This window comes from Bacteroidales bacterium (assembly GCA_016709865.1).
Lineage (GTDB): Bacteria > Bacteroidota > Bacteroidia > Bacteroidales > VadinHA17 > LD21.
On record JADJLX010000005.1, the window covers coordinates 833,443 to 850,098 of the forward strand.

General features: G+C 39.6%; 14 protein-coding genes. 5 read left to right on the top strand and 9 right to left on the bottom strand.

What is annotated here, in order from left to right; genetic code table 11:
* Window positions 1-111 precede the first annotated feature (111 nt).
* Window positions 112-750, bottom strand: coding sequence for a PorT family protein (locus IPJ16_12115; protein ID MBK7627914.1), 639 nt, complete (start codon window positions 748-750; stop codon window positions 112-114).
* Window positions 751-919: 169 nt separating this feature from the next.
* On the bottom strand, window positions 920-1,453 hold the full coding sequence (locus IPJ16_12120) for a TlpA family protein disulfide reductase (protein ID MBK7627915.1): 534 nt from the start codon (window positions 1,451-1,453) through the stop codon (window positions 920-922).
* A gap of 111 nt (window positions 1,454-1,564) precedes the next feature.
* Between IPJ16_12120 and IPJ16_12125 the strand changes: the two genes are divergently transcribed.
* The 3 genes from IPJ16_12125 (at window position 1,565) to IPJ16_12135 (ending at window position 4,731) form a co-directional block, all read left to right on the top strand.
* The gene (locus IPJ16_12125) at window positions 1,565-3,166 is read left to right on the top strand and encodes a M20/M25/M40 family metallo-hydrolase (GenBank protein ID MBK7627916.1); all 1,602 of its coding nucleotides are present in this window, start codon (window positions 1,565-1,567) and stop codon (window positions 3,164-3,166) included.
* A 99-nt stretch (window positions 3,167-3,265) separates the two neighbouring features.
* Window positions 3,266-4,156: a PIG-L family deacetylase gene (locus IPJ16_12130; protein MBK7627917.1), complete on the top strand. Its 891-nt coding sequence runs from the start codon at window positions 3,266-3,268 to the stop codon at window positions 4,154-4,156.
* Between the two features lie 59 nt (window positions 4,157-4,215).
* Window positions 4,216-4,731, top strand: a complete 516-nt coding sequence (locus tag IPJ16_12135) for a DUF4251 domain-containing protein (protein ID MBK7627918.1) — start codon at window positions 4,216-4,218, stop codon at window positions 4,729-4,731.
* Window positions 4,732-4,842: 111 nt separating this feature from the next.
* Here IPJ16_12135 and IPJ16_12140 read toward each other — a convergent pair whose 3' ends face one another.
* Window positions 4,843-5,208 (bottom strand): hypothetical protein, encoded by a 366-nt coding sequence (locus IPJ16_12140; protein MBK7627919.1) that lies wholly within the window; start codon window positions 5,206-5,208, stop codon window positions 4,843-4,845.
* 166 nt (window positions 5,209-5,374) lie between these two features.
* Here IPJ16_12140 and IPJ16_12145 point away from each other — a divergent pair, with 166 nt between their 5' ends.
* A complete protein-coding gene (locus IPJ16_12145; protein MBK7627920.1) occupies window positions 5,375-5,731 on the top strand; it encodes a single-stranded DNA-binding protein in 357 nt (118 codons plus the stop codon).
* A 77-nt stretch (window positions 5,732-5,808) separates the two neighbouring features.
* Here IPJ16_12145 and IPJ16_12150 read toward each other — a convergent pair whose 3' ends face one another.
* The 3 genes from IPJ16_12150 to IPJ16_12160 are packed head-to-tail and all read right to left on the bottom strand — an operon-like array spanning window position 5,809 to window position 10,258.
* Window positions 5,809-7,362, bottom strand: coding sequence for an SIS domain-containing protein (locus IPJ16_12150; protein MBK7627921.1), 1,554 nt, complete (start codon window positions 7,360-7,362; stop codon window positions 5,809-5,811).
* Between the two features lie 36 nt (window positions 7,363-7,398).
* On the bottom strand, window positions 7,399-7,914 hold the full coding sequence (locus IPJ16_12155; GenBank protein MBK7627922.1) for a thioredoxin family protein: 516 nt from the start codon (window positions 7,912-7,914) through the stop codon (window positions 7,399-7,401).
* A gap of 22 nt (window positions 7,915-7,936) precedes the next feature.
* Window positions 7,937-10,258: a DPP IV N-terminal domain-containing protein gene (locus IPJ16_12160; GenBank protein MBK7627923.1), complete on the bottom strand. Its 2,322-nt coding sequence runs from the start codon at window positions 10,256-10,258 to the stop codon at window positions 7,937-7,939.
* Window positions 10,259-10,443: 185 nt separating this feature from the next.
* On the opposite strand from IPJ16_12160, the gene IPJ16_12165 reads away from it, so the two are divergent.
* Window positions 10,444-11,106, top strand: coding sequence for a hypothetical protein (locus IPJ16_12165; protein ID MBK7627924.1), 663 nt, complete (start codon window positions 10,444-10,446; stop codon window positions 11,104-11,106).
* Window positions 11,107-11,443: 337 nt separating this feature from the next.
* Here the strand turns inward: IPJ16_12165 and IPJ16_12170 are convergent, their stop codons facing one another.
* From IPJ16_12170 to IPJ16_12180, 3 genes are read right to left on the bottom strand one after another with little or no spacing between them, the layout of a single operon-like run.
* Window positions 11,444-12,028: an indolepyruvate oxidoreductase subunit beta gene (locus tag IPJ16_12170; GenBank protein MBK7627925.1), complete on the bottom strand. Its 585-nt coding sequence runs from the start codon at window positions 12,026-12,028 to the stop codon at window positions 11,444-11,446.
* Window positions 12,029-12,043: 15 nt separating this feature from the next.
* Entirely contained in the window at window positions 12,044-13,648 is a 1,605-nt protein-coding gene (locus tag IPJ16_12175) for an indolepyruvate ferredoxin oxidoreductase (protein ID MBK7627926.1), read from the bottom strand.
* Window positions 13,649-13,652: 4 nt separating this feature from the next.
* Window positions 13,653-16,499 (bottom strand): hypothetical protein, encoded by a 2,847-nt coding sequence (locus tag IPJ16_12180; GenBank protein MBK7627927.1) that lies wholly within the window; start codon window positions 16,497-16,499, stop codon window positions 13,653-13,655.
* Window positions 16,500-16,656: the final 157 nt, after the last annotated feature.

Sequence of the window (16,656 nt, forward strand, 5' to 3'; positions counted from 1 at the left end):
AAGGACACCAAGGGTTTAAAAAGTATTCCACATCGGACTAAAATTACATTGTGACCTTAGTTTGTTTCCTTAGCGACCTTTGTGGTTAATGGATCTCGATTTATTTTTCAACTAGAACATCAAACCAAGACTGAATAAGAACGCATTTGGTCTGTTATCAAGAGGAACTTTGGTACCTGTAAGGTTTTCTATCTGATTCTGGTACTTCTTCAGACTCCCTTCATACCTTACATCAAAAGTCAGGGTTTTCAGAATATCAAGTCCAACTCCGGCCTGATAACCAAAACTTGCTTTACTGTAAATGTCTTTCAGATTAGCATCATTAATCAGAGCCTTCGGGCTGCCTATCGATACTGAGGCAGCTGGTCCGGCATTCAGTCTGAGGGGTCCAAGTTTAAATCCGAGCATCACAGGTACACTCAGCTTATTCAGCTTTTGTGAAACCTCGACAGGGGTAACACTACCCGGACTTGTAACATTATACATATACTCTGAAGTAGCAAATAAAACCTCAGGCTGAACATAAATACCTAGCAGGGTAAGTCTCATGAATAATCCTCCGTGTACACCATAATCTGCACCCTTAAGAGCCTGAATGGTATACTCTCCGGCCTGTCCGGTAAGGCTTACTGCCTTATCCATCGATATTGAGTTTGTGCTTAATCCGGCCTTAAGACCGAATTTTATCTGTGAAAAAGCAGGGAGTGAAATCATTATCACCAGCAAAATTGAAAATAGTCTCTTCATCATTTAATGTTTTAAGTTTATTTTTCAGTTAAGAGTAATTACGAATTATAAATTACGAATTACGAATATTATAATTTACTACTCTCATAAGTAACGTAAATAAGCAATAAAAGGTTGCTTGGTAAATTCTCTTTTCAGTTTCTGATATTTTGATAACGTGAAAATGAGATTATTATTTTGAAGCAAGTGCTGTGAAAATAACCTTCTTCATTTCCGCAAATTCCTCTTTTTCAAAGAGACGTGTGAGAAATATTATTTTTCCTGTTCTGTCAATAATAACATTTCGTGTTACTCCTGCTTCTTTCTGGGCAAATAGTCCGAAAATATCGGCACCCGGATCGAGAACGAGCGGATAAGAAACTGCAATGTCTTTTTTGAATTGCAGCACTTTTTCGAGAGGTTCATCACGGTCAATTCCCAATACAACTAGTCCTTCAGATTTCTTCTCCTGCCATATCTCCTTTTCAATAAATGGCATCTCTGTTCTGCACACGCTGCACCAGCTGGCAGTAAACTGAAGCATAACAATTTTTCCCTTAAGATCAGAAAGTTTGTAACTTTTACCACCGGCTTCGCTTATTTTAAAATCGGGTGCTTTATCACCAACCTTTACCAGATATCCATTCTCGTAAACCGGTTTCTCCTGAGCTGAAACAAGTGAAGTAATAAATAATGTTACTGCAACCAGAACTATACTTTTTCTCATATGAAGTGAATTAATAGATTTTTTCAAAGATATAACAGTAAACCAATTTGCAATAAATAATTACCTTAGTAAAATCAACACCTTGTTATAATAAAGTATAATTTATATTGAATGAAGAAGCTTCTTTTATCATTATTTATCCTTTGCACCTTATCAGTATCAATTACTTACGGTCAGTTAACACCAGAGGAAAAAGGAATGCAGGCGATTACAACTGATGCTATAAAAGCGCAGCTTGGATTCCTTTCATCTGACTGGACAGAGGGAAGGATGGCTGGAGAAAAAGGTGAATTTATATCTGCCGACTATATTGCAAGCATACTTCAGATCTATGGAGTAAAGCCAGGCGGAGACCTTTTCCAGACAAATAATGCAGCAAATAGTCCAAAAACTGCAGACAGAACATATTTCCAGAATTTCGTCCTACTTAAGAAAACTCCGGGAGATGAACAGGTTATGAAAGTAAGATCAGTTGATGGACAGACTACAAGGACATATAATTTTACATACGGAGTTGACTTTCAGTTCAGACAAACAGCAGGATCTGTTGAAATTGATGCCCCTGTAGTATTTGCCGGATATGGATTCAAAAATGAAAAACTTAAAGTCAATGATTTCAGTAAACTCGATATAAAAGGAAAGTTCATACTTCGGGTAACAGGAGTTCCGGAATTTGCAAGACAACAGTTAACCCAGAATGAGATTTATGCTTCCGAGAGAGAAATTGAAAATATTGCCCGGACAGGCGGAGCGCTCGGGATAATTGAGATCTATCCTAATTCAACGGTTCTGGGATTGCCGGCAAGAAAAGATTTCAATAACATGTCGCCTTCTGAAAACTATCCTCGGTCATCACAGGCAAATGTATCGTATTCAATACCAGGGAAAAACAATTCAGAGAGTCTTTTAAGGATAATGATCTCTGTTAAAACTGCCAATGAGATATTAGCCGGAACAGGCATTATTGTTGACGAGTATCTGAAGAAAGCCAATTCAAATACCCTTTTTCCGCTATCTGACCTCCGGGGTAAATATTTATTTATTAAGTCAACTACTGTTACATCCACAGTTGCAGTACGAAACATAATCGGAGTAATAGAGGGCAATGATCCTGATCAGGTAATTGTACTGGGTGCCCACTACGATCATATGGGTATGAATAATGGATATCTGTGGAACGGAGCAGATGATAACGGATCCGGAACTGTTGGAGTTATGACTCTGGCTAAGGCAATAATGGCAACCGGAAAAAAGCCTGACAAGACTATTATTGTTGCATTATGGACTGCTGAAGAAGAAGGACTTCTCGGATCAAGATACTGGGTACAAAATCCTACCTGTCCTCTGAAAAGTGTAAAACTAAATGTGAATTTTGATATGATATCGAGATATATAAATGATAATGAGCCTAATAAAGTTACCATGACTTATACATTATCAAATCCCGGATTCAAAGACATTACCGCAGCGAACCTTAAGAAATACGGGATTGATCTTTTGATTGATTATCAGCCATCTGCAGATCCCCCGGGAGGTACAGACCACAGATCATTTGTTGCAGCAGGAATTCCTGTTATGAGATTTAAGCCGGGTCATCGGGAAGAGTATCATACCCCTGATGATGAGTACAATACCATCGATTGGGATATTATGGAGAAGATCATCAAGATAAGCTATGCGAATGTATGGGAATTGGCTAATACGGTGTGGTGAGTGCGGGGTGCGGGGTGCTGGGAGCTGGGTACTGGGTGCTGGGTGCTGGGTACTGGGTGCTGGGAAAAGAATGGATAAAATAATTTAAATATGATAACTATGAAAACAATTACTACTTCATTTCTGTTGATTTTGCTGGTACTATTCTCTCCAATTCTTAAGAGTCAGGAGAGCAAAGAAAAGCTTCATATTATAATCATCGGTGCTCATCCAGATGATCCGGATAAGATAGGCGGATGTGCTTATAAATGGGCTCAACTGGGCCACGATGTAATGATGGTGTCTCTCACAAACGGTGATGCCGGACATCAGTCATTACAGCCGGCAGAGCTTGCAAAGATCCGCAGGGAAGAGGCAAGAAGAGCCGGTGAAGTTATTGGGGTAAGATACATAACTCTCGATAATCACGACGGTCAATTGATGCCTACCTATGAAAACAGGCTGCAGGTGATAAAACTTATAAGGGAGCAGAAGGCAGATATTGTAATATTTCCACGTCCGTACGATTATCATCCCGATCACAGGTATACTGGTGTTCTGGTTCTTGATGCAGCGTACATGGTTACAGTGCCGAAAATTCTTCCTGAAGTAAAATTTCTCGAGAAGAATCCGGTTTTCCTGTTTATGAGCGATGGTTTTATTCATCCTGAAGCATTTAAAGCTGATATTGCTGTAGCAATAGATGACGTAATTGAAAAAAAGATTGACATGTATCACCAGCATACCTCACAGATGTATGAATGGCTTCCATTTAACAGAGGGGCGCTCAGTGAAGTTCCCAAATCAGAAACTGACCGGAGAAAGTGGCTTGGTAAAACATGGGAAGAAAGATCTAATGCAGAACCATTCAGGGATAAACTCATTGAAATCTATGGAAGTGAAAAAGGAAAATCAGTCGAGTACTGTGAAGCTTTTCAGGATTCCGGCTATGGCACACGTATCACAAAAGAAAATCTTACACATTACTTTCCTTTCCTGAAAAATAAATAGGCCGACGAGAAAGGTTGTATGGCATGATATTTGAATCATAATAAGAAAAATATACTGCCATGAAAAAACTATTATTCATTCTTGCAATTATTGCTCTGTTTTCTTCATGTACTGTCTCAAAAGAGGCTCAATTGTCGAGATCAGAATTACGAAAGGATAAGAGAATTGCAGAACAGGCAATTGTAAAGAAAGCAGTTGAATCCAAGAGATATATCATAAAGCTCGACCGGATGTATTTCAGACACGGCGGTTTTATTGACCTTTATCCAAGAGCCAATTACATCATAATAGATGGTAATAAAGCTGCTGTGAGCATGGCCTATATAGGCAGACAGTACGATATAAGACCAATTGCAGGAATAAATATTATAGGCCGGCCTTTGAAATATGAACTTACAAATGATGTTACGAAGGGAACATATAAGGTTAAAACAGAAGTTGATAACGGAAGAAACTCATTTGATCTGTATCTCACAATCGGCAAAGGAGGATATTGCAGTGTCTCCTTATCAAATATGAAGCTCGATTATGTAACGTATAAGGGCTATCTGGTACCGATCAAAGAGAAAGTATAAAAGAGATTTCGGAATGCGGATTGCGGATTTCGGATTTCGGATTTCGGAGTTGCCATTACCAAAGACAGATCACCGATTACCGATTACCGATTACCGATTACCGATCACTGATTACTGGTATTCAATATACTGGCTATTCTCCCTCAGCTCAAGGAAATCATCTCCTGTTTCCCTGTAACCATATTCAAAACAATAATGAAACTTATAGCCCTGTGATGTTTCTATTACATGGGTGAAGAAACTGAAATTGTAGCCCAGGGCAAACAGGGCATCTTTATGGATCTTTACTTTACCTTCTGTATAAAGATCAGCAAGTATCCTTCTGTTCTTGCGTAACAGACCGTGAACATTCCTAACAAAATTGTTGGAGTCGCGGTTAAGCCTGTTATTATAATTATTACGGCATTGATCAGAACAGAACTTCTTATCAGTACGGCCACGTAAGGTGTCGCCGCAATCGAGACATTTCTTTTCCACAGCACTAATGTTTTGATAAAGATATAAAAAAACGTTTTCAAACGGATACAAACGACTATAAATGATTCGAAAGCGTGTATAAGTGATTAATAACCGAAACACTTTTTGAGACCGGTGTAAGTTTGCTAAGAAATTAATTTTAATGTCAAACTTAAATTTTTAAATCATGAACTCATTAAGAAACAGAGTAGCACTCATCGGAAATCTCGGAATGGATCCGGAAGTTAAGACAACAGAAACAGGAAAGAAATTTGCACATTTCACACTCGCAACAAACGATGGCTTCAAGAATGCCGAAGGGCAAAGCGTGAAAGAGACTACATGGCATAATATTGTTGCCTGGAATGGTCTTGCAGAAACTGCCGGAAAATTTCTGAAAAAGGGGAAAGAAGTAGCCGTTGAAGGAAGGATAGTGTACCGCACTTACGAAGACAAAAAGGGTATTACTAAAAACGTAACCGAAATCGTCCTGAGCGATCTTCTGCTCCTCAGAAACGGAGAGAAAGCTCCGAAAGATGAGTAAAATCTGTGGAGAATTACATCGCTGCAATTCCTCAGAAGAGTAAGGCTGTTTCAAGAATGAGACAGCCTTTTCTCTGTTCAGTTTTTTATGCGCTTCTCAATTTCTTCAACAGTAGCCAGCACAATAGAACTGTCACCCGGAGTGATCTCAATCATTTCAAATAGTGCATGACAGATCTCTTCATAAGACAGTATTATATTCCTGTTTTTCAGAATCATATCAATATATCTTATAGCCCTGTCAATCAACTTATTATTACTGGCTCTTACATACGTCATTACGTTTCCTTCATATCGTCCGAGCCTGCCCATTATGAGTGTGGAATGAGTATTCATTATCATTTTCAGAGACAGGTGTACAAAGAGAGGTATAGAGAAAGGCGCAGGTATAAAATTATTTTCACCATCAAGGGAAATATTTATTCCGCCGGGAGCAGAATACAACTTGAAACTATGCTGGTTTATATTGCTTTTCAGACTTTCTCTTCTTTTTACAACATTTTTGCTAAAGTCGAATCCTAATAATCTCTTTCTTGACGCAATTCCGCTAATGTCGGGCCATTCCAGGGTCCGTGGTTCTCTCCAGAGCAGTGATGCCCATGCAGTATTGCTATTCTCTGTTTCTGGCAGATGAAGATAACACAACGAGATTTTCTGATCTGCTTCATTTGCATTTTCAAACGGGAAGAGACTGAAAGTGGGAGATCGCTCAGTTGTATCTGTAATAACTGTTATACCAAGTTTATTATCAGTTTCATAGAGGAGATATTCATCATCTTTATAAATATCCGATTCTCTGATGATAAATTTACTTATAAAACTGATGTCACTCTTTTTCCAGTAGTCAGCAAAATTTTCTATTGCCCTGCACATTGAATCATTACTATCATTGAAAAAAAAGAGCGGGACTCCTGCAGCAGCAAGCAGAATAGTAGAAGACTGCATCCTTGTACTTCCTGTTACAGCCATTGGTCCGACAGTAAGGTTAATCTTCTCAATATTCTTATTCTCGATTACCAGTCTGGAACGCTCCGCAACCTGCGACAGTATGTCATCGGGATTGCAATAAAGAAAGAATGGCTTCCGTCGAGAAACACGTGTTGCTTCTTCAGTTGCACCTATTACAAAAGGGGTCTCCCCTCCTTCTGTTGTAGCAACCAGAAGATCTCCATCCTTAAAACCCGATTCATGAAGCTGCCTTGCCCCGTAACCGGGAAAATCTTCAAAGTTCTCAATAGACCTTATCAGTGCCACATCGCCACCCGACATAAAACTGAACACTCTGTCTTTCAGATCATCATTTGCATGGACCTGCCGCCAGAGTGTTTCAATTGTTAGCGACAGCCGGCCTGTGGCTCCGCAGCCGCAGTAAAAAACATTATTACCCGAGTTCAATGTTTCACTAATTGCTTCTTTAAGGAAGCATATCTCCTTTTGCTTCTGAACAAGAACAGAAACCGTAAAATTATCAAGCTCTTTCAGAACTTCTATTGCTTTCGGAAGATTGTTCTTTGCTAAATCAGACAAATTCTTAGTAAGCGGATGAGAAGATTCGGTGACGAGGCTTCCCAATTTGTATTGCGAAGAAATTGCAAGAAACTTTTCTGCTTTATCAATTGAATCTTTAGACATTGATTTTTTGAGTTAACCCTGTATAAAAAGTTGTCATTATTTTGCTGCAGCCGGCTTTGGAACAGTAGGAATTATTGCTGTTGATGTCCAGTTCCGGAAAAATCCGGTTACTTTCTGTTTGCTGTAACCTGAACCTTCCTCAAGAAGTCCGCTGTCCTGAATATGAAGCACTTTACCCTTAGCGTCTAGAATGATGAAGACAGGAAAACCAAATCTGGTTGGATTTCCAAGATATGCATTTGCTGCTTCGTTCTTGTTTGAAGGATCATAATTGAGCTTAACAGGAATATAGTACTTTGAAATAATTGCCGATATAGCAGTATCCGCCTTACAGAAAGCATCAAACTTAATGCACCAGCCACACCAGTTCCCGCCATACTGAATAAGAACATGCTTTCCCTCACCTGCAGCTTTTGATACAGCTTCTTTTATCTGCTTCATACCATCAAGCGACGGATCGTATAATTTCTTCGCCTCCTGAGCATATAGATTTATTGTGAAGAAAAGTATTATAATTGAAATAATCAGGTTTGAAAGAAGATGCTTTTTCATTCTCTTAAAATATTCGTGTTAATTAATTCACATCAAAATCGAGCATATCCACATTGTTTCTGTAATCATCGAGAAGGTGTTCGGCAAAGTAATACCACATCATCCTGTCGAAATAAGCTGTCGCAGAACCAAACGGGTGACGCTGACCAGGCAGCATCATAAAATCAAAGCGTTTATCGGCTTTTATCAGCTGATCAACTACTCTCAAAGTGTTTCCGGGATGAACATTATTATCTATATCTCCGTGGACCAGAAGCAGATGGCCTTTTAAATTTTTAGCCAGATCCTGGTTCTTTTCAACAGTCCCTTTAAATGAGACCTGTACCTCCTCTTTCTTTGTACTATCCTTTATTGCACCTTTTGTTTTAACTGTTTTCTCAACTTCAGTTACTCCATTGTGCGTCTCACCCCACCACTGGTTGTAAATATTGTTATCATGGTTACCGGCCGAAGAGACCGCAACATCATAAAAATCCGGATAAGATAGTATTGCCGCTGTCGACATGAATCCTCCTCCGGAATGTCCATAAATACCCACTCTGTTAATGTCTATAAACTTATACATGTCAGCGAGTTGTTCAATTCCGTATTTATCGTCGGCCAGTGCATAGTCCCTCAGATCATTATAACCAAATGTGTGATAATAATTACTTCTCATAGGACTGCCGCCCCTATGACCAAAGTTGACGACAATAAACCCGACCTGTGCCAATGCAATATTTTTTCCGCCGGATACAGTAAAAGAATATGGGACAGATTCAGTCTGCGGCCCAGGGTAAACATATGAAATAACCGGGTACTTTTTAGTCGAATCAAAGTTAAATGGCTTATACATAACACCATACAGATCAGTAACACCATCCTTGGCTTTAACTGTAATTGTTTCCGGCATCTTCCATCCTGTTTTGAATAGCTGGGAGAGATCGGCCTTTTCCAGATTAAGCATTATGTTTCCGGTATTATCCCGAAGAACAGCCTGAGGAATCATATCAACAGTAGAATAGGTATCGACAAAGTATTTATTTGATTTTGACATTGAGAAGGTGTGGTTTGCTCCTTCTTTGGTAATCAAAGTCATCCCCCCTCTGTCGATAGAAGCTTTATACTTCATGCTATAATAGGGATGTACGCCATTTTCCCGGCCAAAAGCTTCGAAATAGATCATCCTTCCCAGTGTATCAATCCTTTCAACCCGTCCTGTTACAAAATATCCGTTTGTGATCTGGTTCTTCAGATTACCCTTTCCATCGTAAAGATAGAGCTGTCCCCATCCCGTCCTTTCCGACCACCAGATAATATCATTACCTTCGTTCAGAACAGATAATCTGGAATACTCATTATTAAAGTAGGGCCATGTCTTTTCACTGAAAAGCACAGATAAGGTACCCGTTTCGGCATTAACAAGACAAACATCGAGGTTTTTAAGAGGCCTGTCTTTCCTTATAAGAATCAGTTTATCAGCCTCTTTCTGCGACGACCAGGCAACACTAACAGTCTGATCTTTCCACTTTTTCAGGTCAACATCAACACGTTTTTTTGTTGCAACATCAATAATAGCAAGTTCCGATTGAGGAACAAACTGATCGCCAGGCATTGAGTATCTGTAAGTTTCAAGTTTTGGCCGGGGCTGGGCAAGCACATCGATAACAAAAAGGTCTTTCACTTTTCGCTCATCATCTCTCTGGACAATAATTTTCTTCGAATTCTTAAACCAGTCAACATTTGCCCTGAATTTTTTATTTTTTGTTGTGTCCTCCGAACCTCCGTATCCCGCATAGCTATAATATCTTTCACCATCGGTAGTATACTGGTATTCAACACTGTCTTTATCTTTTGCTTTCATGAGATAAAGATTATGGTTCTTAGCATAGGCGATCCATGTGCTATCGGGTGAATATGATGCCCAGTTTGGCTTCCTTTTCTCCTTACCGATAGTATCCTTTATTGTGAGTTTCTGTGTTGAGAAATCAAAAAAGAACTTAATGGAATCAACCATAAAAGTAAATTTGGTAGTACTCTTTTTTTCAAACTTTATATCTTTAAGAGGAAGATCAAGTTCATTGTAAGGATGATTAGTCAGTTTGCGCAATTCAGAAGCCATGTATTTGCTGTCGAACAGTAACTGTTTTACTTTTGTTGCTGCATTCACATAATAGAAATTCTTCCCTGCTGATGTCTTGAAGGAGTACCAGAAAATATCCGATTCTTCGATCCAGTTAGCATCAACAGTCAGATCGCCAAATTTTGGAGCGAGATTATCAGCCCTGAATTTTTCAGCTGCTTTAAAATCACCTCTTTGTCCGTTAAGTAAAAAAGTAAAACTAAATGCGATTAGCAAAAACATGATCCTCTTCATAGTATTTTTTTATTGTTAATATCTCCGTCAAATAAAACAAAAAAACTTTTTAATTAAGCAGCTAAACAACATTGATTTACCAAAAAAGAAAAAATATGCAGATTTTTAACTGCCGAAACATATAAATTTTACATTTGCAGTTCATAAGAAAATAGTGCACCTAATCCAGGGAAATGAAAAAGGCAATCTCAGTTCTGATATTAATGATGTATTCTATTGCTTTCTTTGGTCAGAATACTACAATCCCCGGAAAACCGATTACCGAAATCTTTACTGATTTTCATTACAGTATAAATGACACAACAAAAACCACAGGGTTTGGAATAAACAGGGCACAACTTGGTTACAATTACCGTCCGGAAGGAAAATATTCTGCAACTGTAATAGTAAATGTTGGCACTCCAGAAGATCTTTCTGCCGGGGCCATTTCAAGGCGTTATGCTTATTTCAGAGAAGCTTCAATCGCATATACTGGTGACAATCTTACTGTTAACTTTGGTATAGCAAGCACCAGGATATTCGATTTTCAACAAAAATTCTGGAGTAAGAGATATATCGGACCTGAATACCAGTCAATTTATGGTTACGGCTCAGTTGCTGATCTGGGTCTGGTTATAGATTACAGAATAAATGATCTTTTAAAGGTTGATTTCACCGTAATGAACGGTAAAGGTTATAATAATATCCAGTTTGATAATAGCCTTAAAACCTCAGCAGGGCTCACTATTACAACTCAGAACAGGTTTTCTCTCAGGTTTTACGGAGATATTATGAAACCCTACGGAATTACCCAGGCAACACTTATTGCCTTTGCAGGATTTAAAAACGATTTTTAAGTATTGGAGCTGAAGCAAGTTATAAATCAAATCTGGACCTTGTTACCGGCCATGACGGATGGGGTGTTTCTGGTACAGGAGCTGTTAATATTTCGGAAAAAACCGAGATTTTCTTAAGGTATGACTATGCGACATCAGTGGCTCCTCAGGGAAGTACTGTACACTGGAACAACATGCTTGACGGTTCTTTCATGATATCCGGAGTGCAGTATACTTTCAGTCCTAATCTGAGAATGGCACTTAATTACAAAGGGAATTATCCATATAGCACAGTCAGACAGAATACAGATGCGATCTATTTAAATGTCCATTTTAAATTCTGAAGTCGAAACATTAGTTACTTTCTATACGCGTCAGAAAGTTTTCTGCCGGCATTCAATGCTTTCAGATTAGCATCAACAATATCCTGACCTTTTCTTCCGAACAATTTACGGATTGCCACTTCCAGACTACTGAATGGCATATCAATAAATGCAGATGCGGCACCAAGTATTACAATATTTCCTGAACGTGCAGATCCTGACTCCTTTGCTATTAAGTCAGCATCTAAGATTATGTGATTCTTAATAGCCTTTATCTCATTCAGGATCTCGTCAACATCGGGGTAATCTGGAATATTTATAAATGGATTTGAGTTGGTTACAAGCCAGCCTGTTTTTGACAACCAGGGCAGGTAACGCAGAGATTCCATCGGTTCAACGGAGAGTATGAGATCTGCACTTCCAAACGGGATGAGATCTGAAGCAACCGGTTTGTCTGACAGCCTGAGATGTGACTGTACATCCCCTCCTCTCTGACTCATCCCATGCACCTCCGCCTGTTTGAGATACAGGTTATTGTCTACTGCCGCTAACCCTATTGTGGCCGCAATCGATAGAATACCCTGTCCTCCTACTCCTGATAATATTATATCGCTTTTCATTTCCTTTGTTTTGAATTATGCATTTGCGGATTCATCTTTCTTCCTTTTGGTAGCAGTCTGTATACACTCTCTGGAGGCAATTATTACTGACACACCTCTGTATTCCATCTCGCGCTTTATTACTTCAATATTCTCCTCATGATTCTTCCGCAATGGAGTAATAAGATGCATATGATCAGGAGATACACCTATTCCAAGACAGATCTGTTCCAGTCTGCCTGTAGCCTGGGACTTTTGTCCGCCGGTCATTCCGGTAGTGGAATTATCAGATATAATAACTGTGATTGATGAGTCTTTTACTACTGCATCGAGCAGCCCGGTCATTCCTGAATGTGTAAAAGTTGAATCACCAATAACGGCAACAGATGGATGTAGTCCTGCATCAGCAGCACCAATAGCCATTGTTACAGAAGCACCCATGTCCACACAGGAGTTTATTGCACTGTACGGGGGAAGCGCAGCCAGAGTATAACAACCAATATCAGAGAAGACATGTCCCTGACCATAAGGTTTTATAGCTTCAATAAGCGAATTGAAAACATCTGAATGTCCGCACCCTTTACAAAACGATGGAGGTCTCATCTTTACAAGCGAAGGGACATCCCTGCCCGACTCAACAGGAAGACCAAGAGACCTGGCTACAATTGAAGGATTAAGTTCTCCATCGCGGGGTACTGTCCCGTCAAGTCTCCCCAGGATCTTCATACCATCATCAAGGATCCCGCGCAATGACTCCTCAACAACAGGGGCACCTTCTTCAAGAACAAGCACCTCACGGCACCTGGATGTCAAATCTTTAATCAGGTCTTTTGGGAAGGGATAAGTTGAGATTTTAAGGACTGGGATCTCTTTGTTTGATTCGCCGATATTCTCAATGAGATAGTTATGTGCAATGCCACAGGCAATTATACCAAGCTCCCTGTTGCTTCCATCTTTAAAGTGATTGTATTTTGATAATCTGATATCAAATTTAACTTCTTCATAAGAGGAAACAAGACTTTTGTATTTCCTCCTGGCAATTGAAGGTAAAAGCACAAACTGAAGAGGATCAACTGGAAGCGAGAGTTTTTTTTCAGGAATTGCATCCCGTAGTGTGACACTCGATCGTGAATGTGCCAGTCGGGTGGTGATCCTGAACAAAACCGGAAGTTTATATTTCTCTGATGTTTCAAAGGCATCAAATATCATTTCGTATGCCTCCTGCTGATTTGAAGGCTCGAAGCATGGCACCATAGCAAATTTCCCATAAAACCTTGAATCCTGTTCATTTTGAGAAGAGTGCATTGACGGATCATCTGCAGAAACTACAACAAGTCCTCCATTAACCCCTGTCATTGCAGAATTAATAAAGCCGTCAGCAGCTACATTGAGTCCTACATGCTTCATTGCAACCATGGCTCTTCTTCCGGCATAAGACATTCCCAATGCAGCCTCCATTGCTGTCTTTTCATTTGCAGACCAGGTTCTGTGTACATTTCGAGCAGAAGCATCAACTGAAGACTGTATATACTCCATTATCTCAGTTGAAGGCGTACCCGGATAGGCGTACATACCACTCAATCCGGCATCAAGAGCAGCCTGGGCAATTGCTTCATCACCAAGCAAAAGAAGTTTTTTCATATTATTAATGCATTACTTTAATAGTTTCAATAGTTACCGGGCCAAGCAGGCCTGATTCAACGAGGGGTACTAATGCCCATGGTACATTTGTCCTTACTGTTCCGGGAACTGTAGCATGAGTTATGTTAGTATTGGTATACTTTTCGCTTGTTATTGCATCTCCGATAATCCTGTTAGACCAGGTATTTGCGACTTTTATTCTTAGAATGTTTTCCCCGTGTATCATTATGCCTGTAACGTCGAAACGATGCGGTTTTGTCCATGTAGTGCCAAGAAATTTTTCATTAAGCCAAACCTCTGCAACTTTCGAGACCGAGCCCAGATCAAGGAAAATTCTCTTATCATTCATTGGCTCCTTACCATACCTGAATTCGAAACGATTCTCATAGGTGGCAATACCTGAGAAATATTTTACTCCGGAATCAGTATGAGATGTCCATGAAACAAGGTCATTAAGAATTAATTTTTGAGGTGCGCCCCAGCCTTCCGGGAAAAATAATTCCCATGGTCCTTTTAACTTAAATGTTGTAGTGCTTATTACATTTCTGGAACGGGGAGTATTGTCATGTGTAAATGCTCCCTGATTTAAAACGACAACACCATCAGAAAGAAATTGCAAATAAGGCGGATCCTGGGTATCGGTCTTAATGCTTGTATATGTCTGGGTTGAATTGGAATTCCTGAATACAATGAAACAGGATCCATAAGGTGCAAGAGTAAGAGGCAGATTTATAAATCCATTCAAATTATCATAGATATTAACAGGAAAAATATCACCTGTAACAGGATCCCATAACTCAGGGACCTTATTACTCTGACGGAATCCGCATTTCCGGGAAATCCAATTACCGGAAGTATTTCTAACGAAATAAAAATCAAGGTCTTCCTTTTGGTAATGAATATAATCCAACAGGTTTGTTTCATCATCCCTGTATGTAAAATCAGGTTTTACACTAAGGTACATTAACATTTCTTCAGGCTCAGTACCGGTAATAACGGCACCGGCAGAGGATAGTTTCTTTAGTGCAGCTTCGACCTCAGGTTTCCTTACCTCCTCCTTTTCAAGAGCCAGAATACTGAATGATGATCCATCCGACAGAAAAATTCTTCCATCCTTAACTGTCAGATCATTAATAAGTATGTCGGTATTTATAACTTCATAGTCATAGCCAGGTCCAACCTTAAAGTGAGTGTTTTTAGGAGTGGCTGAATTTGGAACTTTATCACCATAATACCATAATACATCTGCAACGAATTTGGTCTCCTGGAAAATAAAAGAGTTTCTCGACAGATAATCAAAAAAAGGTCTGGCCATTGGCCACCACAAATTCTTATCATTAAAATGGGTACCGGCATTGTATACATATCCGGGGAAACCAGTGCCTCCCGGATTATGGCTGAAACCATGCAGGACAACCTTATTCATTCCCTCGCAGAATGCTCTGTCGCCAAATGTCTTTATATCACCCGGACCTTCCTGCCAGTGCTGGAAAGAAGTAAACGCCTCCTCCTCCACTATACCCTTCTTGTAAATATGTGATGCTGCGGCAACTTCTTTCACAACACGCAGAATATCAATACTGTCGATACTATTATTATCTCTGTACCATCTTGAATGGTTAACCCAGAACTCCCCTCTGGGAATATCGAGACTTCCCAGTGCCTTTAAAGGCTCGGCCGGACCGTTATAGAGAGGATAACCAGGGCCTCCTGCTTCACAATTAATTAATAGCCCGTATTTGTTTGAGATCTCTCTGGCCTTTTTATAGAGATTATTAATCATAAGTTCTGACAGCGTTCTTTTAAAATCAGCCTGAACCATATCTGTAGTAACTTTATTAAATAATCCCTGGTCGAAAAGTGAAGGAATATATTTAGTTATATCATATCCATTTACAGTCCTGAATTCACTCGACAATGAGGATGTCCAGACAAACCCTCTTGCTTCATAGCTGGCCAGATAAAGACTTTTAAGGGCACTGTTTCTGAAATCGCCTAGAACCTCACTGAGCCTGTTAATAATATACATAAGATGAGTTTCAACCGCAACTGAGTCGAAATGATCAATTGTAAGTCCGGCCGAGAGCGGACTGGGAAGCACGAGTTCCTGACCCGAATTGGAGCAGACATAACGACATATATCCCATTCTCCCGGAGGCACATCCCATTTCAGTACATTATTTTCAGGATTAAAAAATTGTGTAAGATTTATTACCAGTGAAGTATCAAGATCACCTCTTTTTATACCTGCAGGCAGTGCCAGTACTGCAATCTCTTCATAATATAAAGGCCTGCCATCTGGTTTGAACGGGACTAATTGTTTTCCTGTTCCTCCGATCAATGAGGCTTTAGGAAAAACTATCTCGGGGAACGGAAGAATTGTTTCAATCTTGCCCTGAACACCTTTCAGGCTGACCTTAGAATAGTAAAGTGATTTTCCTGCATGTCTTGGCTCGACCCAGCTGCCACCGGCATTCCAGCTGCTTGCCAGGTTTAGACCCACAGTAAGTCTAAGCTTTCCTGCTTCAGTAATAACGGTTTTTAAAACCCTGAGCGACTCATTGCTCATGAATGCTGGTCCTCCAGGTATCATTTTATCTGATTTAGGGACTCCAATCTCGAAAATGTCAAAACCGCTCAGTCCGGCATTTTTCATTGCAAGTAATTCCTGCTTTGCCCTAATGGTATCAATATTACCGTTCAGACACCACCAGTATGTCTTTGGTCTGGCTTTGGAAGGAGGATTTTTAAATCCCTCACTCAAACGACTATAGTTATCATCCTGTGCTGAAACAGTGGCATTTTCAGCAAAATATATCAATAGGAAGATGATAAATAATATCTTGTTCATAACCGATCCAAAAAGAGTTTTTAAAGTTAATAAATGGCAAGTATTAACAACACATATTTTAATTGATCTTGTAAAAGTATTTTCAGAATCCCCGGTCAAGTTAAAATATAGTTAAATGTTTTACCGTTACATTCAATATTGCTTAATTTGCATCCTC

Bases quoted from the DNA above. Each gene is read 5' to 3' on its own strand.
- IPJ16_12115 (MBK7627914.1), bottom strand. From the start codon at position 750: ATGATGAAGAGACTATTTTCAATTTTGCTGGTGATAATGATTTCACTC.
- IPJ16_12120 (MBK7627915.1), bottom strand. From the start codon at position 1,453: ATGAGAAAAAGTATAGTTCTGGTTGCAGTAACATTATTTATTACTTCA.
- IPJ16_12125 (MBK7627916.1), top strand. From the start codon at position 1,565: ATGAAGAAGCTTCTTTTATCATTATTTATCCTTTGCACCTTATCAGTA.
- IPJ16_12130 (MBK7627917.1), top strand. From the start codon at position 3,266: ATGAAAACAATTACTACTTCATTTCTGTTGATTTTGCTGGTACTATTC.
- IPJ16_12135 (MBK7627918.1), top strand. From the start codon at position 4,216: ATGAAAAAACTATTATTCATTCTTGCAATTATTGCTCTGTTTTCTTCA.
- IPJ16_12145 (MBK7627920.1), top strand. From the start codon at position 5,375: ATGAACTCATTAAGAAACAGAGTAGCACTCATCGGAAATCTCGGAATG.
- IPJ16_12150 (MBK7627921.1), bottom strand. From the start codon at position 7,362: ATGTCTAAAGATTCAATTGATAAAGCAGAAAAGTTTCTTGCAATTTCT.
- IPJ16_12155 (MBK7627922.1), bottom strand. From the start codon at position 7,914: ATGAAAAAGCATCTTCTTTCAAACCTGATTATTTCAATTATAATACTT.
- IPJ16_12160 (MBK7627923.1), bottom strand. From the start codon at position 10,258: ATGTTTTTGCTAATCGCATTTAGTTTTACTTTTTTACTTAACGGACAA.
- IPJ16_12165 (MBK7627924.1), top strand. From the start codon at position 10,444: ATGAAAAAGGCAATCTCAGTTCTGATATTAATGATGTATTCTATTGCT.
- IPJ16_12170 (MBK7627925.1), bottom strand. From the start codon at position 12,028: ATGAAAAGCGATATAATATTATCAGGAGTAGGAGGACAGGGTATTCTA.
- IPJ16_12175 (MBK7627926.1), bottom strand. From the start codon at position 13,648: ATGAAAAAACTTCTTTTGCTTGGTGATGAAGCAATTGCCCAGGCTGCT.
- IPJ16_12180 (MBK7627927.1), bottom strand. From the start codon at position 16,499: ATGAACAAGATATTATTTATCATCTTCCTATTGATATATTTTGCTGAA.